Origin of the sequence: Pseudomonas sp. GM80 (assembly GCF_000282515.1) — a bacterium.
Classification (GTDB): Bacteria; Pseudomonadota; Gammaproteobacteria; order Pseudomonadales; family Pseudomonadaceae; genus Aquipseudomonas.
In genome coordinates this window covers 98,066-124,220 of record NZ_AKJD01000054.1, presented here as the reverse complement: position 1 = coordinate 124,220, position 26,155 = coordinate 98,066, and the positions used below count along the sequence as shown (strand labels likewise).

At 60.0% G+C, this 26,155-nt stretch carries 22 protein-coding genes; 13 read left to right on the top strand and 9 right to left on the bottom strand.

What is annotated here, in order from left to right; translation table 11 throughout:
- Window positions 1–2 precede the first annotated feature (2 nt).
- The 7 genes from PMI37_RS08500 (at window position 3) to PMI37_RS08470 (ending at window position 10,991) form a co-directional block, all read left to right on the top strand.
- Window positions 3–389 (top strand): phage holin family protein, encoded by a 387-nt coding sequence (locus PMI37_RS08500; protein ID WP_008079909.1) that lies wholly within the window; start codon window positions 3–5, stop codon window positions 387–389.
- Window positions 386–724, top strand: coding sequence for a hypothetical protein (locus tag PMI37_RS08495; protein WP_008079908.1), 339 nt, complete (start codon window positions 386–388; stop codon window positions 722–724). The genes PMI37_RS08500 and PMI37_RS08495 overlap by 4 nt, the downstream gene beginning before the upstream one ends.
- Before the next feature lie 123 nt (window positions 725–847).
- Window positions 848–2,011, top strand: coding sequence for an EAL domain-containing protein (locus PMI37_RS08490; RefSeq protein WP_008079907.1), 1,164 nt, complete (start codon window positions 848–850; stop codon window positions 2,009–2,011).
- A gap of 68 nt (window positions 2,012–2,079) precedes the next feature.
- Window positions 2,080–3,408, top strand: a complete 1,329-nt coding sequence (locus PMI37_RS08485) for a deoxyguanosinetriphosphate triphosphohydrolase (protein WP_008079906.1) — start codon at window positions 2,080–2,082, stop codon at window positions 3,406–3,408.
- 298 nt (window positions 3,409–3,706) lie between these two features.
- Window positions 3,707–4,333 carry a response regulator transcription factor gene (locus tag PMI37_RS08480; RefSeq protein WP_008079905.1) on the top strand — a complete coding sequence of 209 codons (627 nt, stop codon included), beginning with the start codon at window positions 3,707–3,709 and terminating at the stop codon, window positions 4,331–4,333.
- Window positions 4,334–4,341: 8 nt separating this feature from the next.
- Entirely contained in the window at window positions 4,342–7,986 is a 3,645-nt protein-coding gene (locus PMI37_RS08475; RefSeq protein WP_008079903.1) for a transporter substrate-binding domain-containing protein, read from the top strand.
- Window positions 7,987–8,033: 47 nt separating this feature from the next.
- A complete protein-coding gene (locus PMI37_RS08470; RefSeq protein WP_008079902.1) occupies window positions 8,034–10,991 on the top strand; it encodes an HD domain-containing phosphohydrolase in 2,958 nt (985 codons plus the stop codon).
- On the opposite strand, the gene PMI37_RS08465 is transcribed toward PMI37_RS08470, so the two are convergent.
- Both PMI37_RS08465 and PMI37_RS08460 read right to left on the bottom strand, forming a co-directional pair.
- Window positions 10,992–11,474 (bottom strand): GAF domain-containing protein, encoded by a 483-nt coding sequence (locus PMI37_RS08465; protein ID WP_008079901.1) that lies wholly within the window; start codon window positions 11,472–11,474, stop codon window positions 10,992–10,994.
- Window positions 11,471–12,361 carry an ATP-binding protein gene (locus tag PMI37_RS08460; RefSeq protein ID WP_008079900.1) on the bottom strand — a complete coding sequence of 297 codons (891 nt, stop codon included), beginning with the start codon at window positions 12,359–12,361 and terminating at the stop codon, window positions 11,471–11,473. The genes PMI37_RS08465 and PMI37_RS08460 overlap by 4 nt, the downstream gene beginning before the upstream one ends.
- Window positions 12,362–12,528: 167 nt before the next feature.
- Between PMI37_RS08460 and PMI37_RS08455 the strand changes: the two genes are divergently transcribed.
- A complete protein-coding gene (locus PMI37_RS08455) occupies window positions 12,529–14,850 on the top strand; it encodes a hybrid sensor histidine kinase/response regulator (protein WP_045123063.1) in 2,322 nt (773 codons plus the stop codon).
- Here PMI37_RS08455 and PMI37_RS08450 read toward each other — a convergent pair.
- The 3 genes from PMI37_RS08450 to msrB form a co-directional block, all read right to left on the bottom strand.
- Window positions 14,834–15,295, bottom strand: a complete 462-nt coding sequence (locus tag PMI37_RS08450; protein ID WP_008079898.1) for a MarR family winged helix-turn-helix transcriptional regulator — start codon at window positions 15,293–15,295, stop codon at window positions 14,834–14,836. The genes PMI37_RS08455 and PMI37_RS08450 overlap by 17 nt on opposite strands.
- Complete coding sequence (locus tag PMI37_RS08445; RefSeq protein ID WP_008079897.1) at window positions 15,292–15,777, bottom strand: glutathione peroxidase; 486 nt, start codon at window positions 15,775–15,777, stop codon at window positions 15,292–15,294. Before PMI37_RS08445 ends, PMI37_RS08450 begins: the two co-directional genes overlap by 4 nt.
- 180 nt (window positions 15,778–15,957) lie before the next feature.
- Window positions 15,958–16,353 carry a peptide-methionine (R)-S-oxide reductase MsrB gene (gene msrB, locus PMI37_RS08440; RefSeq protein WP_008079896.1) on the bottom strand — a complete coding sequence of 132 codons (396 nt, stop codon included), beginning with the start codon at window positions 16,351–16,353 and terminating at the stop codon, window positions 15,958–15,960.
- A 224-nt stretch (window positions 16,354–16,577) separates the two neighbouring features.
- Here msrB and PMI37_RS08435 point away from each other — a divergent pair, with 224 nt between their 5' ends.
- Window positions 16,578–17,789, top strand: coding sequence for a pyridoxal phosphate-dependent aminotransferase (locus PMI37_RS08435; RefSeq protein ID WP_008079895.1), 1,212 nt, complete (start codon window positions 16,578–16,580; stop codon window positions 17,787–17,789).
- A gap of 304 nt (window positions 17,790–18,093) precedes the next feature.
- On the top strand, window positions 18,094–18,981 hold the full coding sequence (gene htpX / locus PMI37_RS08430) for a protease HtpX (RefSeq protein ID WP_008079894.1): 888 nt from the start codon (window positions 18,094–18,096) through the stop codon (window positions 18,979–18,981).
- Window positions 18,982–19,065: 84 nt separating this feature from the next.
- Here htpX and PMI37_RS08425 read toward each other — a convergent pair whose 3' ends face one another.
- Window positions 19,066–19,500: a DoxX family protein gene (locus PMI37_RS08425; RefSeq protein ID WP_008079893.1), complete on the bottom strand. Its 435-nt coding sequence runs from the start codon at window positions 19,498–19,500 to the stop codon at window positions 19,066–19,068.
- A 111-nt stretch (window positions 19,501–19,611) separates the two neighbouring features.
- On the bottom strand, window positions 19,612–21,033 hold the full coding sequence (locus PMI37_RS08420; protein ID WP_008079892.1) for a transglycosylase SLT domain-containing protein: 1,422 nt from the start codon (window positions 21,031–21,033) through the stop codon (window positions 19,612–19,614).
- Window positions 21,034–21,268: 235 nt separating this feature from the next.
- Here PMI37_RS08420 and PMI37_RS08415 point away from each other — a divergent pair, with 235 nt between their 5' ends.
- The 3 genes from PMI37_RS08415 (at window position 21,269) to PMI37_RS08405 (ending at window position 24,363) form a co-directional block, all read left to right on the top strand.
- Window positions 21,269–22,075, top strand: coding sequence for a TatD family hydrolase (locus PMI37_RS08415; protein ID WP_008079891.1), 807 nt, complete (start codon window positions 21,269–21,271; stop codon window positions 22,073–22,075).
- Between the two features lie 211 nt (window positions 22,076–22,286).
- The gene (locus PMI37_RS08410; RefSeq protein WP_008079890.1) at window positions 22,287–23,768 is read left to right on the top strand and encodes a methyl-accepting chemotaxis protein; all 1,482 of its coding nucleotides are present in this window, start codon (window positions 22,287–22,289) and stop codon (window positions 23,766–23,768) included.
- 229 nt (window positions 23,769–23,997) lie between these two features.
- On the top strand, window positions 23,998–24,363 hold the full coding sequence (locus PMI37_RS08405) for an Mpo1-like protein (RefSeq protein WP_008079889.1): 366 nt from the start codon (window positions 23,998–24,000) through the stop codon (window positions 24,361–24,363).
- Between the two features lies 1 nt (window position 24,364).
- On the opposite strand, the gene PMI37_RS08400 is transcribed toward PMI37_RS08405, so the two are convergent.
- A complete protein-coding gene (locus tag PMI37_RS08400) occupies window positions 24,365–25,159 on the bottom strand; it encodes an acyl-CoA thioesterase (protein ID WP_008079888.1) in 795 nt (264 codons plus the stop codon).
- Between the two features lie 205 nt (window positions 25,160–25,364).
- The gene (locus PMI37_RS08395; RefSeq protein ID WP_008079887.1) at window positions 25,365–26,132 is read right to left on the bottom strand and encodes a CHAD domain-containing protein; all 768 of its coding nucleotides are present in this window, start codon (window positions 26,130–26,132) and stop codon (window positions 25,365–25,367) included.
- Window positions 26,133–26,155: the final 23 nt, after the last annotated feature.

Sequence of the window (26,155 nt, the reverse complement as noted above, 5' to 3'; positions counted from 1 at the left end):
TTATGTCGATCGGTGAATCCGGCCCGACTGCGGGCACCGCCTCCTCCACGCGGCGCCTGGGCGCCGCTGTTCTGGGTTTGCTGCACAGCCATGTCGAATTGTTCGGCATCGAATTGCAGGAGCAGAAATCCCGTACGGTCAGCCTGTTGCTGTTCGCAGGCCTGGCCTTGGTCTTTGCCCTGTTGTTGCTGGTGGGCTTATCGACTTTGGTGATGATCATCTTCTGGGACACCTATCGCCTTGCCGCGATCATTGGCCTTTGCGTGTTCTATACCTTGGCCTCGATCTTCTGCGGGCTGCGCCTCAAGGCAGCGATTTTCGATGAGTCCTCCCCCTTCCACGGCACGCTCGAAGAGCTGGCCAACGACCGGGAGCGCCTGTTGCCATGAGCCTGCCTCAACTTCCACACAACGGTTCGCGCCGGGAAATGCGCAAGGCATTGATCCGTCTGCGCATGGAAATGCACCGTCAGGAAATCCGCCACGAAACCGCGCAAGTGCTGCAACCGTTGCAGCGCATGCGCGGGATGTCGCAGAACCTGCAGGGCGGCTTCGGCATCAAGCACGCGCCGCTGTGGGGCGTGGCGGCGGTTACGCTGCTGGGCTTCATCACGGGCAAAGGCGCGAAAAGCGGCGGCGCCGGTGGTCTGACCCGGCTGATCCGCCTCGGCACCAGCCTGGGACCATTGATCAAACTGGTCATGCAGAACTCGGGTAAGCGTTGAGCTGACGCATCTGGCTACATTCTTGCAATACCGACGGGATGAACCTCTTATCCAGAGGTTCAATCCTGCCTGCCTACCCGGTCGACAGGGTTCAACCAGAACAAGAACGACTAAGGAGGCCCCGTGATCGACGGGCAACCGCTCGCCTGCTTTCAGCCTTTCATCGACACCGCCACCGGACGCATCGCAGGCGTTGAAGCATTGGGTCGCCTGCGTCAGGCTGATGGTCAACTGAACTCTGTCGGGCCGCTTTTCGCCGACCCGCGCACGCCGGCCGTCGCCCTGCGCCGCCTCGACCGGCAAATCCGTGACAACGCCTTGAGCCGTCTGCATGAAGCGCCGGCCGACTGGTTTCTCAGTCTTAACATGTCGCCACGCTGGATCAGTCGTCTGCGTCCCGATCAAGCCCTGCCGAGCCTCAAGCAACTGGCCCGGCATGATGTCGATCCACAACGCATCGTTTTCGAAATCACCGAACTGGGCGGCAATGATCAGCGCCTGGCCGAAGTGGTCGCGCGTTATCGTCAGGCGGGAGCGAGAATCGCGATTGATGATTTTGGCGCCGGCTATTCGCAGCTTGATCGCGTGCTGGCGCTGCAGCCGGATATCCTCAAACTCGATATGCGCCTGTTCCAGGCTGCCGCGTTGGGCGGGCCCAGCAGTGACGTGGTCAAAGCGCTTGCGCAGATGGCCGAGAAGACCGGCTGCTGGATCATTGCCGAAGGTGTCGAGACCGAAGCACAACTGAATTTTGCGTTGGAGTGCGGTTCACGTTATGTGCAGGGTTTTCTGTTCGCACGCGCCCAGCAAGATTTCTTCGCCGCCGATGCTTTCGTCCAACGCTTCGCTGAGCTGCGCCAACGTTATGTCCGGCAAAAACTCACCGAACGCGGGCGACTGATGCAGATGCGCCAGCAACTCGGCGAGCTGATGGCGATTCTGCAAGCCTGGGCTCAGGCCCGCGCCCCCTTGAGTGCATTGCCGCAACTGGATGCGTTTCCATGGTTGCTGCGTTTTTATCAATGCGACCGGCACGGCACGCAACTGACGCCGAACCTGGAATGGCGGCAGAACGGCTGGGTCGCCGACAACCGTTATCTGGGGCACAACTGGTCGTGGCGCCCGTACTTCTATCATCTGCTCGCCGAAGGCTGGGAAGAACGCCGCCTTACGCTGTCGAACACCTACCGCGATGCCACCAGCAATCAGTATTGCCTCACGGCCGGACAGTTTTTCGATAATGGCGAACGGTTACTGCTGATCGATATTGATGCGGCCGGCCTGTAGTTCCGCTTGCAGGTGCAGGGCTGAACCGGGAAGCTAGGGCATCAGTCACCAGACGGAGAGAATCAGCCTTGGATTGGCAGACCCTGCTCAACCGCGAACGCCTCGGAAAGCCACTGCACAGCCCGCAAGAACTTGGCCGCAGCCCTTTTCACAAAGACCATGACCGCATCATTTTTTCCGGTGCGTTTCGGCGCCTGGGACGCAAGACCCAAGTGCACCCGGTCACCAGCAACGATCACATCCACACGCGCCTGACCCACTCGCTGGAAGTCAGTTGCGTCGGCCGTTCGCTGGGCATGCGCGTCGGTGAAACCCTGCGCAGTGCCCTGCCCGAATGGTGCGATCCGGCCGATCTGGGCATGGTCGTGCAATCCGCTTGCCTGGCCCACGACATCGGCAATCCGCCATTCGGCCATTCCGGCGAAGATGCGATCCGCCATTGGTTTCAACAAGCTGCCGGGCGCGGCTGGCTGGACGGCATGAGCGACGCCGAGCGCGGTGACTTCCTCAATTTCGAAGGCAACGCCCAGGGATTCCGCGTACTCACGCAACTGGAGTATCACCAGTTCGACGGCGGTACGCGACTGACCTACGCCACCCTCGGCACTTACCTCAAGTACCCGTGGACCGCGCGCCACGCCGACTCGCTCGGCTACAAGAAACACAAGTTCGGCTGCTATCAGAGCGAACTGCCGCTGCTTGAGCAGATCGCCCACAAACTCGGTTTGCCGCAAATCGAAGACCAGCGCTGGGCGCGCCATCCGCTGGTGTACCTGATGGAGGCGGCTGACGACATCTGCTATGCACTGATCGACCTCGAAGACGGCCTCGAAATGGAGTTGCTGGACTACGCCGAAGTCGAATCGCTGTTGCTCGGCCTGGTGGGCGACGATCTGCCGGAAACCTACCGCCAACTCGGCCCTCAGGATTCACGGCGGCGCAAACTGGCGATTCTGCGCGGCAAGGCCATCGAGCACCTGACCAACGCGGCGGCGCGCGCCTTTGTCGAACAGCAGGATGCCTTGCTCGCCGGCACGCTGCACGGCGATCTGGTGGAGCACATGCACGGCCCGGCCAAGCGTTGTGTATTGAACGCCAAGGACATCGCCCGCAAGAAGATCTTTCAGGACAAGCGCAAAACCCTGCACGAAATCGGCGCTTATACGACGCTGGAAATTCTGCTCAATTCGTTCTGTGGTGCCGCGCTGGAACAACACAATGGGCGTACGCCGTCGTTCAAAAGCCGGCGCATCCTCGATTTGCTGGGCAATAACGCCCCTGATCCACAGGGTTCGTTACACGCCTCGTTTCTGCGCATGATCGACTTTATCGCCGGCATGACCGACAGCTATGCCAGCGACATGGCGCTGGAAATGACCGGACGTTCCAGTCATTGACCTCTGGCACCCAACCGGCCTTGTGGCCGGTTGGGTGAACAAATAAAAACACCTGTAGCAATAACATTAAACACACTTCACAGGCTCATCGAAGTCAAACTCTCGCAACAACGCCAACACTCAAAAACAATTAAAAAAACCTGCACTTCCTTACATCAGACCTAATCCCCCGTAGTCCTCTTCCTCATTAATTGTAGGAATAATCCGATAACGCACCTTGAGCCACACCCACTCATACGAGCGCTCATACATCTGAGCTAAGGTGCGCGCTTTATTCGTGCTTGTATGGGATTTGATTATGAACTCCGTTTTTATTGTCGACGATCACCCGGTCATCCGTCTTGCTGTTCGAATGCTGCTGGAACATGAAGGCTACAAGGTCGTTGGCGAAACCGATAATGGGGTCGATGCCATGCAAATGGTGCGCGAATGCCTGCCCGACCTGATCATTCTCGACATCAGCATTCCCAAGCTCGATGGCCTCGAAGTCCTCGCCCGGTTCAACGCCATGGGTTCTTCGTTGAAAACCCTGGTTCTCACTGCGCAATGCCCAACCCTGTTCGGCATTCGTTGCATGCAGTCCGGTGCATCGGGGTATGTCTGTAAACAAGAGGACTTGAGTGAACTGGTCAGTGCAATCAAGGCAGTACTTTCCGGTTACAACTATTTCCCCAGCCAGGCTTTGAATCCGGTTCGTCCTGATGACATCCGCTACGCCGAACTCGAACTGTTCAAATCCGTCAATGACCGTGAACTTATGGTATTGCAGTTATTTGCCCAGGGGCGTACCAACAAGGAAATCGCCAAGGGCATGTTTCTGAGTAACAAGACCGTCAGCACCTACAAGAAACGCTTGATGCAAAAACTCAAAGCCAAATCCCTTGTAGAACTTATCGAGATGGCCAAACGTAACGCACTCGTGTGAGAGCCAGCATGCCCAGTCGTTTAACGCGCTATTTGATTGCCTTGAGTGCCGGTCTGTTGTTGAGCACCAGCGCCTTCGCCGTATTTACCACGTCGCCGCACTATGCGTTGCTCAGTCGCTCGGCAAGCGAACCCGTATCGGTGCCGCTGGAACCGTCGCAACACCAATGGCTGCAAACTCGTCGCGAACTGATACTGGGCACCTCCGCCCCCGACTACCCGCCCTTTGACATGACCGTCAGCGGCCGTGATTACGAGGGGCTGACCGCCGACTACGCGGGATTGCTGAGCAACGCCACCGGGCTGCCGATCCGCATTCAGCGCTTCCCCTCGCGGGACGCGGCGATTCGTGCGCTGGTCGACGGGCAAGTGGACATGCTCGGTACCGCCAATGGCTTCGAGGCCGGTAACGCCAACCTCGCACTGTCCGAACCCTATGCCATCGATCAACCTGTGCTCGTCACCCGCGAAGGCGAAACCCGCTCACTGAGCGAAGGCCTGGCAGGTCTGCGCCTGAGCATGGTCTATCACTACCTGCCGCTGGCCGAGGTCAAGGCGCTGTATCCCAAGGCGCTGATCACCTGCTACCCGTCCTACCAGAATGCGCTCAACGCCGTCGCGTTCGATCAGGCCGATGTGTTTCTCGGCGACACCCTCTCAACGCATTACATGATCAACAAGGGTTACCTGAACAACGTGCGCATGGCCAACTTCGGCAAGCAGGAAGCCCAAGGCTTCAGTTTCGCCGTACGCCGCAATAATCCGCAGTTGCTGGGCGTCATCAATTCCGTGCTCAAGGCGGTTCCGCGCAACGAACGCGAAAATATTGCCAAACGCTGGAGCGCCGGCAGCGACCTTTTGCTCACTGACCAGAAGTTGCAACTGAGTCAGCGCGAAGAGACCTGGATCAAACGCCATCCGGTGGTCAGCGTAGTGGTCAACGAGGCCTACGCGCCGCTGACATTCTTCGACAGCGACGGCAATTTTCGCGGCATCAGCGCCGACCTGCTCGAACTGATCCGCCTGCGCACCGGCCTGCGTTTCGAGATCCGCCGTAGCCGCAACGATGCCGAGATGGTCAAACAGATCGACAACCATCAGGCCGACCTGATCGCCGCGCTGCTGCCAACCGCCGAGCGCGAAGAAACCCTGAATTTCAGTCGCCCCTACCTGGAAAACTCCTACGTTTTGCTGACCCGCAAAAGCGCCGACAGCCCCACCAATCTGGGTCAGCTCAAAGGCAAGCAACTGGCGATCGCGCAAGGCAATCCGATGGTCGAATACTTTCGCCGGGACTTTCCGCGCATTCACCTGATCGAAACGGCAGACACCTTCAGCGCGGTCTCGCTATTGGCCGAGGGTCATGTCGACGGCGCGGTGAACTCGCTGGTGATCGCCAATTACTTCATCTCATCGCGCATTTTCGAACGCGCACTGCAAATCACCACCACCATCGGTACCGGTCAGGCAGCCTTTTCGCTGGCCACCGCGCGCGACAATACCGAGCTGGGCTCGATCATCAACAAAGCCTTGCTGAGCATCGCGCCTGAAGAACTCGGGGTGATCAACGGGCGTTGGCGCGGGTATGCAACCACCTCGCAGAACACCTGGCGCAACTATCAGCGCCTGTTCTACCAAGTGATCATCGGCGCCTGCCTGCTCTTGCTGCTGTTGCTGGCCTGGAATGCCTACATGCGTCGGCAGATCAAACAGCGTCAGGCAGCTGAACGCGCGCTCAACGATCAATACGAATTCATGCGCTCACTGGTCAACGGCACACCGCATCCGATCTACGTTCGCGATCGCCAGGGCCTGCTGCAGAGCTGCAATGACAGCTACCTTGAAGCCTTCAATGCCAGACGCGAAGACGTCATCGGCAAAAGCGTGATGAATGGCTCTCTGAGCAACGCCTTCGAAGCGCAGGCGTTTCAGGCGGATTACCAGCGCGTGGTGGCCGAGGGCATTCCGCTGGTGCTCGACCGACCGCTGCACATCGGTAACCGGCGCCTGACGATCTATCACTGGATCCTGCCGTATCGCGACTCCAGCGGTGACGTACAAGGCATCATCGGCGGCTGGATCGACATCAGCGAACGCCGCCAATTGTTTGAAGAGCTGCGCACGGCCAAGGAACATGCGGATGATGCCAACCGTGCCAAGAGCACTTTTCTGGCGACGATGAGCCATGAGATCCGCACACCGATGAATGCCGTGATCGGCATGCTCGAGCTGACGCTCAAGCGCATGGATCAACAGCACCCGGACCGTTCTTCGATCGACACCGCCTACCACTCGGCCAAAGACCTGCTGGGCCTGATCGGCGACATTCTGGACATCGCGCGAATCGAGTCAGGACGCCTGAGCCTGTGCCCGGAGCGGGTCAATCTGGTGGAGACGGTGGCGTCTGTCACGCGAATCTTCGACGGCCTCGCCCGGCAGAAAAGCCTCTCACTGCACCTGGCTGTCAATCCGCCGGAGCTGGCAGTGGACGTACATCTGGACCCGTTGCGTTTCAAGCAAGTGCTGTCGAATCTGATCAGCAACGCGATCAAGTTTACCGAGCTGGGGCAGATCAGAATCACCCTGGACCTGATGACCACTGACGACCCGGCACGCTCGCTCATGCAACTGAGCGTTCAGGACAGTGGTGTCGGCATCAGCGCCGAAGACCAACAGCGCCTGTTCGAACCCTTTGCCCAGGCGGAGAACAGCGGGCCACAAAGCCGCAGCGGCGCCGGCCTGGGCCTGGTGATCAGTCGCAACCTGTGCGAGATGATGGGTGGCAAGCTGCAACTGAGCAGCCATCCCGGCATCGGCACTCAAGTGTCTGTTTCGTTGCCACTGGAAACCTTGCCGGCCGAAGTCAGCACGCGAAAGACCGAGCCTGCCATCAAGACTTCGCTGACGCCCCTGAATGTCCTGGTGGTCGACGATCACCCGGCCAATCGCCTGTTGATGTGCCAGCAACTGGAGTTCCTCGGCCACCGCTTCAGTGTCGCCGAGAATGGCAGCAGCGGACTCGACCTGTGGAGGGATGGCCAATTTGATCTGGTGATCGTCGACTGCAACATGCCGTTGATGAACGGCTATGAACTGACTCGCGCAATTCGCCAGCATGAGCTGCAGAACCGCCGCACGCCCTGCGTGGTGCTGGGCTTCACGGCCAACGCGCAACCCGAAGAAATACAACGCTGCAAACAAGCAGGCATGGACGATTGCCTGTTCAAACCCTTGAGCCTGAGCCAATTGAGTCAATGGGTCGACAACGTCACGCCCGCGCCGGCGCCAGCCGTGTTCAATCTGCAAAGCCTGCATATGCTGACCGGCGGCAACCCCGAGCAAAACCGACGACTGCTGGCCGAACTGTTGAAAAGCAGCCGCCTGGATCGGGAGGAGTTGCTCGCGCTGTCGCCACACAATGATTGCCAGGCGTTGGCCTTGGTCGCGCACAAGATCAAGGGCGCTGCGCGCATCGCTCAAGCCTCGCGCGTGATCGAAAGTTGCGAAGCCCTTGAGCAAGCCTGTACGCAAGCGTTGGCCAAAGACGAGATCGCCCGACGGTGTGCGGCCAGCAACCGAGTGATGCTCGAACTGGAGCACGCCTTGCAGCAACAATTGGCATTGACCGACCAAGGCAGAATGACTTTGCCTTAACTATGCTTGGGCGCTGAGCAGTGAGTAAACATCATGGAGACGTCGAAATGCCCAGCCCACTGCGCCCGGAACGACACCCGGAACAACGCCGTTTCCCTCTGCATGTGCACATCAGCGTCATGTTCACCTTTCTGTTGTTGCTCACTGGGGTGATCCTCGGCCTGTTCAATTACCGGCAGACCACGCAGATCATCCTGTCGAGCAGCGAAAAGCTGTTCAACCGTATCGAACAGGATGTGCGGGTCGACCTGCACGCCACCTATCAACCGATCCGCCACCTGTTGAGCCTGCTGGCGGACAATCCGGCCACTCAGGCGCTGCACCTTGAGCAGCGCCTGCCGTTGCTCAAGCCGTTCAGCCAGTCGCTCACCGACAACCCCGACCTGGCCTCGCTGTACCTGGGTTATGCCAATGGCGATTTCTTCATGGTGCGCCCACTGCGCTCCGCCGCGTTGAAGACCCTGCTCAAGGCACCGGATGCAGCGGCTTATCAGGTCTGGAGCATCGAGCATGGCGCCGACGGCGAGGCGCACTCGCAATCGCTGTTCTTCGATCAGTCTCTGACCGCCCTCAGCCGTCTCGACAACCCCGACGACACCTACGACCCACGCGGTCGCGCCTGGTTTACAAGTGCGCGCCAGCAAGCCGAGCAGATCACCACCGAACCCTACGTGTTTTTCTCGACTCACAACGTTGGCACCACCCTCGCCCGGCGCAGCGGCGCAAACGCCGTAATCGCCGCCGACCTGACACTTGAAGCACTGTCCGCCACCCTGAACAAACACGTGGTGACGCCGGCCACCGAAATCGCCCTGTTCGATGCTGATGGCAATGCCGTTGCCTACCCCGACAGCAGCCGATTGATTGTCGATGACCGCACCGCGCGGCTGGCCAAAGTGACTGACCTGAGCCCGAGCCTGCACGCGCTGCTGTCCGGCGCCCAGCAGGGCCGTCGCCTGCAGGCCGACGGTCGGCAATGGATCGTCGCCCGCAGCAGCATGCAGGAAGGCGGACCGAAGGGCTTGCAACTGGCGCTGTTGGTGCCGGAAGACGAATTGCTGGTCGATGCTTACCGCATGCGCTGGCAAGGTGCGCTGATAACGCTGGCGACCTTGTTGCTGTGCCTGCCTCTGGGCTGGCTGATTTCACGGCTGCTGGTCAAACCCCTGCGCGCGCTGGTGAAAGAGGCCGACGCGATCCGCAGTTTCGATTTCAACTTTCCACTGGCGCGGCGTTCGCCAGTGCTTGAAGTCGATCAGTTGAGTGTGTCGATGGCGCGAATGAAAGACACCCTGGCCAGTTTCTTCCGCATTACCGACAGCCTGTGCGCCGAGACCCGCTTCGCGCCGTTGCTGCAACGGGTGCTGTTCGAAACCGTGCAGATCGCCCAGGCCCAGGCTGGGCTGATCTATTTGCGCGAAAGTGACGGCAATCGCATGGAGCCTTACGGGCTGGTGATTGACGGTACCGAGCAAACGCTTGAGCCCTTCGATATTGCGGGCCGAGACCTGCAAGCGCCTGAGGGCCCGGCGTGGTTTCAACAACTGGCCAGCGCCGACAATGTCGTGAGTAACCTGGGGTTCGAGCAGGCTGATGATCTGCAGAAAGTCCTGCTGGCGATGTCGTCGCCGCGCGTGCACCTGATCGGTATCCGTCTGCGTAATCGACACAATGAAACCATCGGCCTGTTGGTCCTGCTGGTGAACGACAGCGGCAACGCGGCCGATCTGGAAAAACTGCTGCCTGACCGTATCGCCTTTTTGCAAGCGGTGTCCGGCGCCGCGGCCGTCAGTATTGAAAGTCAGCGCTTGCAGGCCAAACAGAAACAGTTACTGGATGCGTTCATTCAATTGCTCGCCGGCGCCATCGACGCCAAAAGCCCCTACACCGGCGGACATTGCCAGCGAGTGCCGGAACTGACGCTGATGCTTGCCCAAGCCGCTGCTGCCAGCCAGGCGCCTGCGTTCAAGGCTTACCAGCCCAGTGAGGATGAGTGGGAGGCGCTGCATATCGCCGCGTGGCTGCACGATTGCGGCAAGGTCACGACGCCGGAGTACGTGGTCGACAAAGCCACCAAACTGGAAACCATCAACGACCGCATACACGAGATCCGCACGCGTTTCGAAGTCCTCAAGCGCGATGCCTGGATCAGCTATTGGCAAGCGCTGGCCAACGGCGGTGACGAGGCGCAACTGAGCGAACGGCGCGACGCCACGCTGACGGCATTGGACGAAGACTTCGCATTTGTTGCGCGCTGCAATCTGGGCAGCGAGGCGATGGCCGAAGCCGATCTACTGCGACTCAATAAGCTGGCCCAACGCACCTGGATGCGTACCCTGGACGACCGTCTGGGTGTGTCATGGGAGGAAAACCGTCGTCAGGCACGCACGCCGGCACCGACGTTGCCGGTCCGCGAAAACCTCCTGACGGACAAGCCCGAGCACCTGCTCGAACGCGATCCCGGCGAGGTGATTCCCGAAGACAATCCATGGGGCTTCAAACTGGATGTGCCGCGCTACAAATACAATCGCGGCGAGCTGTATAACCTGAGCATCAGTCGCGGCACGCTGACGCGCGAAGAACGCTACATCATCAATCACCACATGGTGCAGACGATCCTGATGCTCAGCCATTTGCCCTTCCCCGGGCACCTGGACAGCGTCGCCGAAATCGCCGGCGGTCATCACGAAAAAATGGACGGCAGCGGTTATCCAAAACGCTTGAAGCGCGAAGAGATGAGCCTGCCGGCGCGGATGATGGCGATTGCCGATATTTTCGAAGCGTTGACGGCGGCGGACCGGCCGTACAAGAAGGCCAAATCCTTGAGCGAAGCGTTGAACATCATGGCGACGATGAGCCATGAGGCGCACATCGATGCCGAGCTGTTCGGGCTGTTCATCAACGAAGGCGTGTACCTGCAATACGCCACGCGCTTTCTCGATCCACAGCAGATCGATGCGGTGGAGCCGGCCAGCCTGCTACGCAAGGCTGGCCTTTCAGGGTGATCAGCAGTCGGTCAGGCGCAGGAAGATCGCCGCCAGTTGCTCGATACCGGCTTGGTCGTCGGCGCCGAAACGCGCCAGCTTCGGGCTGTCGAGGTCGAGCACACCGATCAGGCGACCGCCCTTGACCAGTGGCACCACCAGCTCGCTGTTCGACGCGCTGTCGCAGGCGATATGGCCGGCAAACGCGTGAACGTCTTCAACCCGTTGCGTTTGCAGGGTTGCAGCAGCAGCGCCACACACCCCACGACCGAACGGAATGCGCACACAGGCGATCTGCCCCTGAAACGGCCCGAGCACCAGTTCTTCGTTGCGGTTGAGGTAGAAACCCGCCCAGTTCAGGTCATCGAGCTGGTTGAACAGGAACGCCGAAAACTGCGCGGCGTTGGCGATGAAATCGCGTTCGTCCGCCAGCAGCGATTCCAGTTGTGCGGCCAACATGCCATAGCCTTCGAGGCCTTGGCCGCTTTGTTGCAAATCAATCATGCCTTGTGCTCCAACAATTTCAGTCCCACCCAGTAACGGGCGAATTGGTACGCGCAACGTCCATTGCGATTGCCGCGGCCGGTGGCCCAACGCACGGCGAGGATGTCCAGCTCTTCGTCGCGCTGCCAGCTCAGGTTGGCTTTGGCAGCCAACTGGCCGATCCAGTGTTCAACAACGTCGAGGAAGTGTTCTTGAGTAAACGGGTAGAACGACAACCACAGGCCAAAGCGATCCGACAGTGCGATTTTGTCTTCCACCGCTTCGCTTGGGTGCAATTCGCCGTCGACGCGTTTCCAGTTTTCGTTGTCGCTTTCCTTCTCCGGCACCAGGTGGCGGCGGTTCGAGGTGGCGTACAACAAGACGTTGTCCGGTGCCTGTTCCAGCGAGCCATCAAGCACGCTTTTCAATACGCGGTAATCGCCTTCGCCGGATTCAAACGACAGGTCATCGCAGAACAACACAAAGCGCTGCGGCAATTTGCCGATCTGCTCGACCACACGCGGCAAGTCTGCCAGGTGATCGCGCTCGATCTCGATCAGGCGCAGGCCCGCCGCAGCGTGCTCGGCCAGCAGTGCGCGCACCAGCGAGGACTTCCCGGTGCCGCGCGAGCCCCACAGCAAGGCGTGGTTGGCCGGCATGCCGTCAAGGAATTGCTGGGTATTGCGGCCCAGTTGTTCGAGCTGACGGTCGACGCCGATCAGGTCGGACAGGCGCATGTCGAGGCTGACTTCCAGCGGCAGCAGATAACCGCTGCGGCCGTCACGCTGCCAGCGTGCGGCCAGGCAAGTGCCCCAGTCGATCACCGGACGGGGTGCCGGCAACAACGGTTCGATCCGCGCCAGGACCGACTCGGCACGTTCAAGAAAAGCATTCAATCGGGAATCCACGTCTTCTCCTCGGGCACGTTCACAGTGATGATGGCGATCCAGCGACGTCACACAGACTTCAATCCACCGCCTCAGGCCTTGTTACAAGGCGATTCGGGAACCTCGGTAGCCCTACATGATCGACTATGCTTGAGCAGCGAAAGGAAACGGAAGTGGTTCAACACCCCATGGATATCAAATTCACCCACCGGCTGTCATACAAGCAAGCCAAGCTCACTGTGCTGGTCGGGTTCATTCTGGGCACGCTGCTCAGCCTGCTGCAAATCGGCATCGATTATGCCAGCGAAGACGCCTCCATCAACCGTGAAATCCTGTCTTTGCTGGAAATCAGTCACAATCCGGCGTCACGCATCGCCTACAACATCGACGCTGAACTGGCGCAGGAGCTCACGCTCGGCCTGCTGCGCTCACCGGCGATCATCTCCGCGCAACTGACCGACAACAACAATACCGTGCTGGCCAGCGTCAAACGCCCGGAATTGCAAAGCGGCTATCGGGTGATCAGCGATTTTCTGTTCGGCGCCAAGCGCCAGTTCGAGGACCGCCTCTATCTCGATCACTTGCCTGCCGAATCACTGGGTGTCTTGAGCCTGGAAGTCGACACGTATGCTTTCGGCAGTCGCTTTTTGCGCCGTGCGGAAATCACCCTGCTCAACGGTTTCGCCCGCAGCCTGATCCTCACCGGCATTCTGCTCGCGCTGTTCTATGTGATGCTGACCAAGCCGCTGGTGCGGGTGATCCGCGAGCTCAGCGGGCGCGACCCGCGCAGCGCCGAGCCGACCACGCTGGAATGCCCGGGCGGGCACGCCAACGACGAGATCGGCGTGCTGGTCAAGGTCGCCAATCAACAGTTCGAAAACATTGCCACGGAAATCCAGCAACGGCGCAACGCCGAAAACCGCCTGACCGACTATCTCGGCCAGCTGGAAAACATCGTGTCCTCGCGGACCGCCGAACTGAAAGCCATCAATGCCCGGCTCAGCCAGTCCAATCAGGAACTGGAAGTCGCGCGCAGCACCGCCCTCGACATGGCCGAAGCGCGTTCGGCGTTTCTGGCCAACATGAGCCATGAGATCCGCACGCCGCTCAACGGCCTGCTGGGAATGATCGCGCTGTCGCTGGATGGCCCGTTGAATGCCGAGCAGCAGCAACAACTGTCGATTGCCCATGACTCGGGCAAAGTGCTGGTGGAGTTGCTCAACGATATTCTCGATCTGTCGAAATTCGACGCCGGGCAACTGGAGCTTGAGCACATTCCATTCGATCTCGGCTCACTGGTCGAAGACACCGCCAATCTGCTGTCACAAAACGCGGCGCCGAGTGTCGAACTGACCTGCCTGGTCGATCCGCAATTCCCTGCGCTGGTGCTGGGCGATCCGACCCGGGTGCGGCAGATCGTCAGCAACCTGCTGTCCAACGCGTTGAAATTCACCCGTTTCGGGCGAGTCGACGTGCGTTTGTCAGCGATCAAGGACGGCGTGCGCATCGAAGTCTGCGACACCGGGATCGGCATCGCGCAGGACGCCCAGGTGAAAATCTTCCAGCCGTTCACTCAGGCCGGCGCCGGCATTACCCGTCAGTACGGTGGCACCGGGTTGGGTCTGGCGCTGACCTATAACCTCTGCGAAGCCATGCAGGGGCGGCTGACGATCAGTTCCGAAGCGGGTTTCGGCAGCCAGTTTTGCGCCGAACTGCCGCTGCCCTGCCACACGCGCGCCGTCGCGCCGGCACCGCTGCACGGCAAAGTCCTCGCGATCACCGCGGGCAGCAGTGGCCTGGCCGAGCTACTCAAAAGCTTGCTGCCGGCGTGGGGGCTGGAATATGAGCAGCGCACGATTGACGATTCGCTGCTCGGCCTGAGCCCGGACGTGCTGATCACCGACTGCCCGGAATGCCTGTTCGGCCTGCGCCCGACAATGAGCGCGCCGATTCTGCTGGTCACGGCCTACGGCAGCTTCCTGCCCAGCGAAGAAGCCGCAGCGCTCGCACCGTTGCAACAACAGGCGCGACCGCTGGCACGCAACGCGCTGTATCAGAACCTGCGCAGAACATTGCAACCGGACGTCACCACGATCAACGACGCGCGCCTTGAAACCTCGCCATCACTGCGACGCGGGCGGGTGCTGCTGGTCGAGGACAACCCGGTCAATCAACTGGTCGCCAAAGGCATGCTCGGCAAACTCGGCTGCGATGTCGTGGTTGCAGCCCACGGTGCCGAAGCGCTGGATCAACTGGAGTTTCACCAATTCGACCTGGTGCTGATGGACTGCAACATGCCAGTGATGGACGGCTACGAAGCGAGCCGGCAGATCCGCCAGAGCGGGCGCTGGCCGAATCTGCCGATTGTCGCGCTGACCGCCAACGCCATGTCCGAGGAGCGCGAGCGTTGCCGGGCCGCCGGTATGAGCGACTACCTGGCCAAACCGTTTCGCCGCGAAGAACTGGCGGCGCTGCTCGATCTGTGGATCCCGACTACGACAGCGCTTTGATTTGCCCCAACAGATGATCGAGGCCGTCGCGCAAATCGTTGAGCCGATCCAGATCGACGCCGCTGTCACACAGCAATCGGGCCTTGAGCGGCCCGACCTGCTCGCGCAGTGCAAGCCCCGCCGATGTCAGGCTCAGATGCACTTCTCGCTCGTCACGCAGCGAGCGTTGACGCTGCACCAGTTGCAACTGTTGCAGCCGCTTGAGCAGCGGCGTCAGCGTGCCGGAATCCAGCGCCAGCCGCTCGCCCAAGGCCTTGACCGTCGGTTGCTCGGGCGCGCTGTCCTGCCATTCCCACAACACCAGCATCGCCAGGTATTGCGGATAGGTCAGGCCGAGTTGATCGAGCATCGGCTTGTAGGCACGAATTACCGCGCGGGAGGCGGCGTACAACTTGAAGCACAACTGGCTGTCGAGCTTCATTGAATCGACCGACAGGCTGTTCATTTGAGCAGGGCTTCGATCTCGCGACTCAGGTCCTGCGGCTTGGTGGCCGGGGCGAAGCGCTTGACCAACTGGCCGTCCTTGCCGATCAGGAACTTGGTGAAGTTCCACTTGATGCCCTGGGAGCCGAGCACGCCCGGTGCGCGTTTTTTCAGTTGCACGAACAGCGGATGCGCGTCGGCACCGTTGACGTCGATTTTCTTGAACAGCGGGAAGCTGACGCCGAAATTCAGCTCGCAGAATTCACTGATCGCGCCCTCGTTACCTGGTTCCTGCTTACCGAACTGATTGCACGGAAAGCCCAGCACCACCAGGCCTTGATCCTTGTAGGTCTGCCACAGTTGTTCAAGACCTTTGTATTGCGGGGTGAAACCGCACTTGCTCGCGGTGTTGACGACCAGCACCGCTTTGCCGGCGAAGTCGGCCAGGGTCTTTTGCTCACCCTTGATGGTGGTGCACGGGATGTTCAGCAGGTTGTCGCTCATGGCGTGGTGCTCCGCGTAAAAATCGGGAAAAGCCAAACATAGCGAGCAATTAAATTGTGTGCAATTTAATTAATCAAATCCCCCCTGTAGGAGCTGCCGAAGGCTGCGATCTGTTGATCTTGTCTTTAAAAACAACATCAACAGATCGCAGCCTTCGGCAGTTCCTACAGGGGATACCGGTTATTCGCGTGGTTCGAGGTTCAGGCACACCGAATTGATGCAATAACGCAGGCCGGTCGGCGGTGGGCCGTCCGGGAAGACGTGGCCCAGGTGCGCATCGCAGCGGGCGCACTTCACTTCCGTGCGGATCATGCCGTGGGTGGTGTCACGGATTTCGGTCATGGCGCTCTCGCCGATCGGCGCGTAGAAGCTCGGCCAGCCACAACCGGAGTCGAACTTGGTCGTGGAATCGAACAACGGTTCATTGCAGCAGATACAGTGATAGACACCGTCGGTTTTGGTGGCGTTGTATTTGCCGGAGAACGGTCGCTCGGTCGCACTGAGGCGGCAAACCTCGTATTGCTGCGGGTCGAGCATGGCTTTCCATTCTTCCAGGGTTTTTTCCAACTTTTCCATCATCACACCTCAGCGGCTGAAAAAGCCCGATCTGTACCTTTTCCACGGATCGGGCGGCACGTATGATTGCGCCTCGTCACGTGCCAGTCTGGCAGCCAGACCGGGCGCATTCAAACGGATTCTGGGCGCTGCGGCTCAAGACCTCCGCCTGTGGCAAGACACAGGAATCCCAGTACGGTTGTCCATCCGCCGTCTGGATCGTTCATTTTCGGGATCACATCGCCATGCAGTTCAGCAAATCGAACAAGCTCGCCAACGTCTGCTACGACATTCGCGGCCCGGTGCTCAAGCACGCCAAACGACTGGAAGAGGAAGGCCAGCGCATCCTCAAGCTGAATATCGGCAACCCGGCGCCGTTTGGTTTCGAGGCGCCGGAGGAAATTCTTCAGGACGTGATCCGCAACCTGCCGACCGCGCAAGGCTACAGCGACTCCAAAGGTCTGTTCAGCGCGCGCAAGGCGGTGATGCAGTACTACCAGCAGAAAAATGTCGAAGGTGTCGGCATCGAAGACATTTACCTGGGCAACGGCGTGTCCGAGCTGATCGTGATGTCGCTGCAGGCGCTGCTCAACAACGGCGACGAAGTACTGGTGCCAGCCCCGGATTATCCGTTGTGGACCGCAGCGGTGAGCCTGGCCGGTGGTAACGCCGTGCATTACCTGTGCGACGAAGGCGCCGACTGGTTCCCCGACCTGGCCGACATCAAGGCCAAGATCACTCCGAACACCAAAGCCATGGTGATCATCAACCCGAACAACCCGACCGGTGCGGTGTATTCGAAGGAAGTGCTGCTGGGCATGCTGGAAATCGCCCGCGCGCACAACCTGGTGGTGTTCTCGGATGAAATCTACGACAAGATTCTCTACGACGATGCCGTGCACATCTGCACCGCGTCGCTGGCGCCGGATCTGCTGTGCCTGACCTTCAACGGCCTGTCGAAGTCCTACCGCGTGGCGGGTTTCCGCTCCGGCTGGATCGCCATCTCCGGGCCGAAACACAATGCCCAGAGCTACATCGAAGGCATCGACATGCTGGCCAACATGCGCCTGTGCGCCAACGTGCCGAGCCAGCATGCGATCCAGACTGCACTCGGCGGCTATCAGAGTATCAATGACCTGGTGCTGCCGCAGGGGCGCTTGCTGGAACAGCGCAACCGCACCTGGGAATTGCTCAACGACATTCCAGGCGTCAGCTGCGTCAAGCCGATGGGCGCGCTGTACGCGTTCCCACGGATCGACCCGAAGGTCTGCCCGATCCACAACGACGAAAAATTCGTCCTCGACCTGCTGCTCTCCGAGAAGCTGCTGGTGGTGCAAGGTACCGCGTTCAACTGGCCGTGGCCGGATCACTTTCGCGTAGTCACCCTGCCGCGCGTCGATGATCTGGAAATGGCCATCGGCCGCATCGGCAACTTCCTCAAGTCGTACCGCCAGTAATTGGCCAGCAGTGCGCAACGGCCCGAACGTTGCGCACTGTCTGATTCAGCAACACATCTACCTCCCCCGCCCTCACCCGCCTTCTACACTTGCGATTCATACCGCCCACAAACGTCTGACGTAATGGCGGCGGGTCGCGGCTATCTGTCGTCCCTGTCCGTGTCAGCCGTGGGAAATACACCGCGCAGCGCAGAATCTGCTGTAGGACACAGTTTGAAATAGTCACTCAGTTGAATAGCCCGGTGCAGCACCTTATATACCCCGCAGTACGCTACATCTTTAGTTTGAGGAGATTTCTACAACCATGATGCGCATCCTGCTGTTTTTGGCCACTAACCTGGCGGTCGTGCTGATAGCCAGCATCACCCTGAGCCTGTTCGGCTTCAACGGGTTCATGGCGGCCAACGGGATTGATCTCAATCTCAATCAGCTGCTGGTTTTCTGTGCGGTCTTTGGTTTCGCCGGTTCGTTGTTCTCGCTGTTCATCTCCAAGTGGATGGCGAAGATGAGCACCAGCACTCAGATCATCAGCCAGCCACGGACCCGGCATGAGCAATGGCTGTTGCAAACCGTTGAGCAACTGTCCCGCGAAGCCGGGATCAAGATGCCCGAAGTGGGTATTTTCCCGGCCTACGAGGCCAACGCCTTTGCGACCGGCTGGAACAAGAACGACGCGTTGGTCGCGGTCAGCCAGGGCCTGCTCGAGCGTTTCTCGCCCGATGAAGTGAAAGCCGTGCTGGCCCACGAAATCGGCCACGTCGCCAACGGTGACATGGTTACCCTGGCGCTGATCCAGGGTGTGGTGAACACCTTCGTGATGTTCTTCGCGCGAATCATCGGCAATTTTGTCGACAAGGTGATCTTCAAGAACGAAGAGGGTCAGGGCATTGCCTACTACGTGGCGACCATCTTCGCCGAACTGGTACTGGGCATACTGGCCAGTGCGATCGTCATGTGGTTCTCGCGCAAACGCGAATTCCGCGCTGACGAAGCCGGTGCCCGCCTGGCCGGCACCAGCGCAATGATCGGCGCACTGCAACGCCTGCGCGCTGAACAGGGTCTGCCGGTGCACATGCCCGACACCCTGAATGCGTTCGGCATCAACGGTGGCATCAAGCAGGGTTTCGCTCGCATGTTCATGAGCCACCCGCCGCTGGAAGCGCGTATCGATGCCCTGCGTCGCCGCGGTTGATCTGACGGCGGCAATATCACACAGCAGAAAAACAAAAATGCCCGTATCTCGCGATACGGGCATTTTTTTGTCTGAAGCTGCGGATCAACCAGCGATGGCGCGATCCACCGAGAGTTTGCCAGCGCCTTCGATCAGCACCGCAAGGCTGCCGCCGAGCAGGGCCAGGGCGAATTCGTAACCGTTGTTGGCCATGAACAGACCGTTACCGATGTGCACGGTGAAAATGGCCACCAGCGAAAGAAAGGTCAAACCCAATGCCGCCGGACGAACCAGCAGGCCGATGATCAGCGCCAGACCGGCAAAGAACTCGGTACCGCCGGCCAGCGTGGCCATAACGTAACCCGGGTGCAGACCGATGCTGTCCATGTATTGCGCGGTCCCCGCCAGACCGTAACCACCGAACAGGCCGAAGAGTTTCTGCGAGCCGTGGGCGGCGAAGATCACGCCGACGGCGATGCGCAGAATGGTCAGACCGTAGCCGGCACGGGTGAACAGAACCTTGTTGATCAGAGAGCTCATGGGGCATTCCTTGTTTTGCGAGAAGTGATGTGTGTTGGTTGGCCGCTATATTAATCAGTTATTTTCATGTTAAAAGCGCAAATATTCCGCCATAACAATCAGTTTATTTGATCATTTGCGTGAGACAACTTTCTGTCCCCGGGGCTCCAACGACTCTCGCTCCCGGTCGAACGCCAAATAGTATTTGTTCACGCTATTAACATAGCTGACGGCGCCCATTCCCACCTGCTCCATGGCGATGCGCTCGACCTGGAAAAACCATTGATTAGGGTTCAGCCCACGCCTGCGGGCTTCGGCGCGCATGCCCTGGACCCGCTCCGGCCCGATGTTGTACGCGGCCAGGGTGAAGGCCATGCGCTCGCGTTCATTGAGTTTGGGGCTGTTGAAGAACTTGCGCCGGATCATCGCCAGGTATTTGGCCCCGGCCTGCACATTCGCATCGAGATTCTGGATATTGTTGACGCCGACCCGCTGCGCCGCAGACGGAGTGATCTGCATCAGCCCGGTCGGGCCACTGCCGCTGCGCGCATTGGGTTGCAGCGCCGACTCCTTGAACGCCAGCGCCGCCAGGTTGAGCCAGTCCATGTTCTGTGCATCGGCATGTTTTTGCAGGGTCGGGCGCAGTTTTTCCAGACGCTGGCGGTCAGCCTTGGCCAAGGGATAGTGCACTTGATAGAGACGCCGATAGATGCGCAAAAACGCCGCATCTTCGTTGGAAGGCTTTTTGTAGCCAGTCAGGAAGCGGTCGATGCTTGCCCGCAGCATCGACGCATCGCGGCGCACGAACCAGTATTCCTCGCCCGGCTCGCTGATCATCACTTGTCGGTCAAAGCGCAATTTCGGCAGGATCTTGCCCCAGCGCTCGGCAATCGGTTGCTCGACGATGGTCAGGTGGAAAATACCGCCCTGCACCATCTCCAGGACATCCTCGACCGCCAGCGTCGGGTCGACCCATTCGATCTTGATCGGCGCCAGCTTGTGCAGCGCCAGTTTCTGGTTGATCTGACTGACCGCCTCCCCCGCCGCGCTGCCCGTTGGCAACGCAAGGGTCTTGCCGGCCAATTGTTCGACCTTGGTGTAACGGCGCTCGCCTTTGATGCCCACCAGCACCAACGGCACGTTGCTGGCGATCGGCTCACTGCTGGCCACGGCGAAACCCGCTTGCAGGTCGAGCAATTCGCCTGGCGCGACCAGGTCACCCTCGCCACGTTGCAGCGCGCCGAGCAGTTGATCCTTGGCTTTGGGAATGATCTTGAGGGTGATTTCCTGGCCATCGCGGGCGTGGCCATTGAGGTATTGCTCGAAGGCGCGCAGGCGATGGTATTCGACACCGATGGCCTGGCCCTGGACCTCGCCGGAGCTGTTGCGGCTCTGGTTGACCAGCACCCGCAGGACGCGGCTGCTGCGAATCTCCGAAAGATCACGGACCTTGGTGGCCGGTACTGCCTGCAGCGGCCCGGGCAGGCGCGCAACCGCCGTCATCGGCAGCAGCAACGATCCACACAACAGCAACAAAACCGAGGGACGAATCATCCACTCTCCGGAAAGAATACGGGGTGAGTCCACCGCTGAACGGCGTCAATCACCGACGAAAACAGAGCGCCTGAGCGCTGGCAAAGTGCGAGAGACTGGCACAGTGATGGCATCTTTGCCAAACCGGGCTGCGTCGCGGCATCAAAAGACAGCTATAACTCGTTGTAGTTCTTGGCTTTTCTTATGAATCTACAGCTCTGGTATGCTTTCCGGCCTTCGGCCCGAGGTAGCAACCATGCAACTCATCGATATCGGCGTCAACCTGACCAACCCAAGTTTCGCCGACAAACACCAGGCCGTGCTTGATCGCGCCTATGCCGCCGGGGTCTGCCAACTGGTGTTGACCGGCACCAGCGTCGAGGGCAGCGAACAGGCGCTGGAGCTGTGTCAGCAACTGGACGACTCTGCACAGCGACTGTTCGCCACTGCCGGTATTCATCCGCATTCGGCCAGTGACTGGAACGCGGACAGTGCCCGGCGTCTGCGCAGTTTGCTGAAGGAAACCAACGTGGTCGCGGTGGGCGAATGCGGGCTGGATTTCAACCGCGATTTCTCGCCGCGCGCGCAGCAGGAAAAGGTTCTTGAAGAACACCTGGCCATGGCCGTCGAACTGCAAATGCCGGTGTTCCTGCACGAGCGCGACGCCAGCCAGCGTCTGCTGGAGATACTCAAAGACTTCCGCGATCAATTGCCGGCCGCTGTGGTGCATTGCTTTACCGGCGAGCAAAAGGCGTTGTTCAGCTACCTCGATCTGGATCTGCACATCGGCATCACCGGCTGGATCTGCGATGAGCGCCGAGGCACGCATTTGCACCCGCTGGTCAAAGAGATCAAGCGTGGGCGATTGATGCTGGAAAGCGATGCGCCGTATTTGCTGCCGCGCACGTTGCGGCCGAAGCCGAAAAACGGTCGCAATGAGCCGGCGTATTTGACTGAAGTGCTGCGTGAGGTGGCCTTGCATCGGGGTGAATCCGAAGACGATCTGGCGGCGCACACCACTGCTTGCGCTCGCGCGTTTTACAACCTCCCCGTACTCCCCTGACACACCAGAAACTGAATGTCGGAGTGAGCCTGCTCGCGATGGCGACAGCTCATTCAACATCGCGGTGACTGATCCATCGCCATCGCGAGCAGGCTCACTCCTACAGTGGCAGGATGGGGGTCTTTTGATGTGCATCAAGTTCTTCATATCTGGATAGCGGCACAATGCTGGCACCTTGCCAATGCTGTTTCCGCTATCAGAGAAGACCTCCATGGGTGCCTGGCTTAGCAATATCTCGCTGAAATACAAATTCTGGGCGGTCAACGCGGTCGCCTTCGTCACGACCCTGCTGCTGGTGCTGTACGCCGTGCAGCTTGAGCAGCAGGCGCGCAGTCACGCCTCCAAAGCCTCGGCTCAAGCCCAGGCGCAAATACTCATGGCCTGGCCAGCCGGGCAAGCGTTGCCCAAGGCCGATCACGTGCTGACGTTCAAGCACGGTGAAGCGCCGCGCCTCAACGATCAGCCGCTGCTGGAGATCACCGACAGCCATGGCTGGAACGACATCAACCCAATGCCAGTGTTGGGCGAAAATCCGCTGATGGGCGCTGAAGTGTTCAGCCGCGCCGACGGCCAGCAAGTCGCGGTGATCGCCTATGGCCCAAGCCTGACGCAGGTCTTCGGCGAGCGATTTGCCAACTACGCGGTGGCGGTGTTCATTCTGATGCTGGCGATGCTCGGCGCTTCGCAGTTGCTGATCCGTTTTCTGCTCAGCCAGCTCAACACCTTGAAAGACGTGATGCTGCACGTTGAAAAGAGCGGCGACCTCTCCGCCCGCGTCCCCTTGGTCGGCAAAGATGAGGTCGGGCAGATGGCCAATGCGTTCAACGCGATGCAGGCCGGTTATCAACGCGTGGTCAGCACCGTCGCCAACACGGCGCGGCAACTGGATGTCGGCGCCGCGCGGCTGGCGTCGAGCATGAACGAGGTGCGCCACGGCATGCTCGGCCAGCAAAGTGAAACCGATCAGGCCGCCACAGCGATCAATGAAATGACCGCCACGGTTTACCACATCGCCCAACACGCGGGCGCCACTCGGGATTTGTCGCAGACCGCCGATGGCCTCGCCGGCAGCGGCCAGCAAGTGGTGGCGCGGGTGCAGCATTCGATTGCCGGGCTCTCCAGCGGCGTGCAGCAGACCGCCGAAATGATCCAGCGCCTTGCCGAAGACAGTCAGAAGATCAACGGTGTGGTCGGCGTGATTCACAGCATCGCCGAGCAGACCAACCTTCTGGCCCTCAACGCCGCCATCGAAGCCGCCCGCGCGGGTGAAATGGGCCGTGGTTTTGCCGTGGTCGCCGATGAAGTGCGCAACCTGGCGAAACGCGTGCAGGCCTCGACCGATGAAATCACCACCATGGTGTCGGCGTTGCAGGCCGGTACGCGTGATGCGGTGGATTTCATGCAGGAGAGTTCGTACAAGGCCGACGACTGCGTGCAGCAAGCGCAGGAGGCTGGCGCAGCACTGGCGGAAATCACTGGGGCGGTGGCGCAGATGCGCGAAAGCAACACGCAGATTGCCGTCGCGGCAGAGCAGCAGAGCCAGGTCGCCGAGGAAATGAATCGGGCGGTGGTGAGTATTCGTGATGTGACCGAGAACACCGTGCAGCAGACGGTCGATTCGGCGACCACCAGTAATGAACTGGCGACGTTGGCGGGGGAGTTGAGCAAGGCGATTGGGCAGCTGAAACTCTGACGGCCTCATCGCGGGCAAGCCCGCTCCCACAGGTTTCATGGGTGTTCACACAACCGGTGTTCACTGGAGATCACTGTGGGAGCGGGCTTGCCCGCGATGGCGGCATTTGAAACGACATCAAATCCTGCGATGACGCCTATCGCTTCAATAGCCAACCTTGATTCGCCGCCCTCCTTGCCCGGGCCTATTCTTCAGCCATGTGTTCAACAAGGATCGAGGAGTAGTCAACATGGGCAAACGTCACCCCAACCTTCCCGCGTGGCAATGGCGCGCGTACCCGGGCAATCATCAGCATCCGACCAACCTGGCGCTGCACCTGATTGCCGTGCCGCTGTTCATCGTGGCGTTTCTGCTGATCGTGTCCGGGGTGTTCAGCCTGAGCCTGGCCAGTGTCGCCATCGGCGTGATCGGTATCGTTGCGGCGCTGGGTCTGCAGCGCCACGGCCACAGCCTGGAGGCGCAAGCCTCCGAGCCGTTCAGTGATCGCAAAGATGCCGTATCACGCTTGTTGGTCGAACAGTTTCTGACCTTTCCACGGTTCTTGCTCAGCGGCGGCTGGTGGCGCGCCTGGCGTGAACGCCATCGCCGGCATTGATTCAGGCGAAGATCGTGACAGTCTGGCGGCTCATGGCGATCAACTCGCCTTGCGCACTCCACAGTTTCGCGGCGGCATGTCCGTAGCCGTCAGCGGCGTACTCGGTTTCAACGCGGTACTTGCACCAGTCCAGCGTGCTCAACTCACGTAACGGCTGAACGAATTCGATGGTCCAGGTCAGCGTGCTGCCCATGGCCGGTTTCTTCAGGTGCGGCAGCAACGACGGCGGCCACGCGTCCACCAACGCCAGAATGTGCGACTCGGTGACCGGTTCTTCCTTCACATCCCCACGCAATCGTACCCAACCGCCCATCTCCCGCGACGGATTACCGGTAAACGGCAGACCGCCGATGGTCCAGCGCATGCCCAGGTGACGCATGAATTCCGGTAGCACGCCTTTGATATAGGGCAGTTCCTGACAGTCGTCCCAATGCTTCATCTCAGGGGCCGGCTCTGCGGCAATCGCCACTTCCGAGGGCCGCGAGGCGCCAAAACTGCCTTGTACCAGCGTGACCACCTGGCCGTTCTGCATGGCGCGGCCCAGCACCTGGCTGACCGCTTTGCCTTCGCGCAACACGTCAACTTCAAAACTGACCGGGACTTCGGGCTCGACCGGGCCGACAAAAGTGATCGCCAGCGAACGCACCGGTCGATCCGCCGGCACTCTGGCGCGCATGGCTTCGTATTGCAGCGCGGCGACCAGGCCACCGAAACTGGCACGACCCTGCGCCCATTCGGCGGGAATCGTCACGTGCGGATCACGGCGGACGGCATCGAGCAGATCGCAAAAGCGCATGGCAACCTCAGAAAACGAGAAAGGAATGCAGGGATCTTAACCAGCCCGGCACAGCACCGCAGCGTCTATTCCGGTCAAATGCGCTGACAGATCAGACACCCTCCCTGTAGGAGCTGCCGAAGGCTGCGATCTTTTGATGTGGTTTTTCAAAGACAAAATCAAAAGATCGCAGCCTTCGGCAGCTCCTACAGGGGGTGGAGGTTGCTCAGGATTTGAAGCAGGCTGCGCTGAGTTTTTCGAGCACGCGGTCGGCTTTGATTTCGGCCTTGATCATGGTTGCCTGCCATGTCGCGACGCAAGGCTCAAGATCCGCTTCGTGTTCGGCTTTCGCCAGCCACTGCCAGCAGTCGTGCCAGTCGCCCAACGCACCTTGCGCGGCCTTCAAGCGTGGCAACGCCGCCGCAGGCAGACGATCAAGCTCTGGATAGGCTTCGATGCCGTAGCGCACGCGCTTGATCAACAGGCGCAGGCGATGACGGTCGTGGGCGGGATCGTGCAAGGCCGCGTCGAGTTTTTTCCATTGTTTGCCGAGGCGTTTTTCGATGCGTTTATCCAGGCCCTTGAGCAAACCCTGGCGCTGCGAGGCGCGCAAAAAGCGTGGAAAGGCGTCGAGAATCATCAACAGCGACGCCACCTCGGCACTGGCGGCCAGCGCCGGGTAGGCCTCAGCCATCTGCGCCATACGCCGTTGCGCGGCTTCGGGCTGAGCGTGCTCGAGCAGGTACGCGGCCAGCACTTCACGATCGCGCCACGGCGTGGTCAATTGACCCACCGCCGACGCCGCGTCCTCCAATTGCTCGACACCCGGCAAACCGCGCAATGGCCGCAACAGACTGCGCAGGCGCCGCACCGTGGTGCGCAGATCGTGCAGCGCCTCAGGATCAGTGCGCGCCGTCATCCGCGCCTGACAAGCCAGCAGTCGCACCTCCAGGCTCAGGACATGAGCCACCAAACGGTCAACCAACGCAGACATCACATGCTCCTGATTCAAATGCC

Coding starts and splice junctions, on each gene's coding strand:
- PMI37_RS08500 (WP_008079909.1), top strand. CDS start 3: ATGTCGATCGGTGAATCCGGCCCGACTGCGGGCACCGCCTCCTCCACG.
- PMI37_RS08395 (WP_008079887.1), bottom strand. CDS start 26,132: ATGTCTGCGTTGGTTGACCGTTTGGTGGCTCATGTCCTGAGCCTGGAG.
- PMI37_RS08415 (WP_008079891.1), top strand. CDS start 21,269: ATGCAACTCATCGATATCGGCGTCAACCTGACCAACCCAAGTTTCGCC.
- PMI37_RS08405 (WP_008079889.1), top strand. CDS start 23,998: ATGGGCAAACGTCACCCCAACCTTCCCGCGTGGCAATGGCGCGCGTAC.
- PMI37_RS08470 (WP_008079902.1), top strand. CDS start 8,034: ATGCCCAGCCCACTGCGCCCGGAACGACACCCGGAACAACGCCGTTTC.
- PMI37_RS08455 (WP_045123063.1), top strand. CDS start 12,529: ATGGATATCAAATTCACCCACCGGCTGTCATACAAGCAAGCCAAGCTC.
- PMI37_RS08445 (WP_008079897.1), bottom strand. CDS start 15,777: ATGAGCGACAACCTGCTGAACATCCCGTGCACCACCATCAAGGGTGAG.
- PMI37_RS08400 (WP_008079888.1), bottom strand. CDS start 25,159: ATGCGCTTTTGCGATCTGCTCGATGCCGTCCGCCGTGATCCGCACGTG.
- msrB (WP_008079896.1), bottom strand. CDS start 16,353: ATGGAAAAGTTGGAAAAAACCCTGGAAGAATGGAAAGCCATGCTCGAC.
- PMI37_RS08475 (WP_008079903.1), top strand. CDS start 4,342: ATGCCCAGTCGTTTAACGCGCTATTTGATTGCCTTGAGTGCCGGTCTG.
- PMI37_RS08465 (WP_008079901.1), bottom strand. CDS start 11,474: ATGATTGATTTGCAACAAAGCGGCCAAGGCCTCGAAGGCTATGGCATG.
- PMI37_RS08425 (WP_008079893.1), bottom strand. CDS start 19,500: ATGAGCTCTCTGATCAACAAGGTTCTGTTCACCCGTGCCGGCTACGGT.
- PMI37_RS08410 (WP_008079890.1), top strand. CDS start 22,287: ATGGGTGCCTGGCTTAGCAATATCTCGCTGAAATACAAATTCTGGGCG.
- PMI37_RS08435 (WP_008079895.1), top strand. CDS start 16,578: ATGCAGTTCAGCAAATCGAACAAGCTCGCCAACGTCTGCTACGACATT.
- PMI37_RS08480 (WP_008079905.1), top strand. CDS start 3,707: ATGAACTCCGTTTTTATTGTCGACGATCACCCGGTCATCCGTCTTGCT.
- PMI37_RS08420 (WP_008079892.1), bottom strand. CDS start 21,033: ATGATTCGTCCCTCGGTTTTGTTGCTGTTGTGTGGATCGTTGCTGCTG.
- htpX (WP_008079894.1), top strand. CDS start 18,094: ATGATGCGCATCCTGCTGTTTTTGGCCACTAACCTGGCGGTCGTGCTG.
- PMI37_RS08495 (WP_008079908.1), top strand. CDS start 386: ATGAGCCTGCCTCAACTTCCACACAACGGTTCGCGCCGGGAAATGCGC.
- PMI37_RS08450 (WP_008079898.1), bottom strand. CDS start 15,295: ATGAACAGCCTGTCGGTCGATTCAATGAAGCTCGACAGCCAGTTGTGC.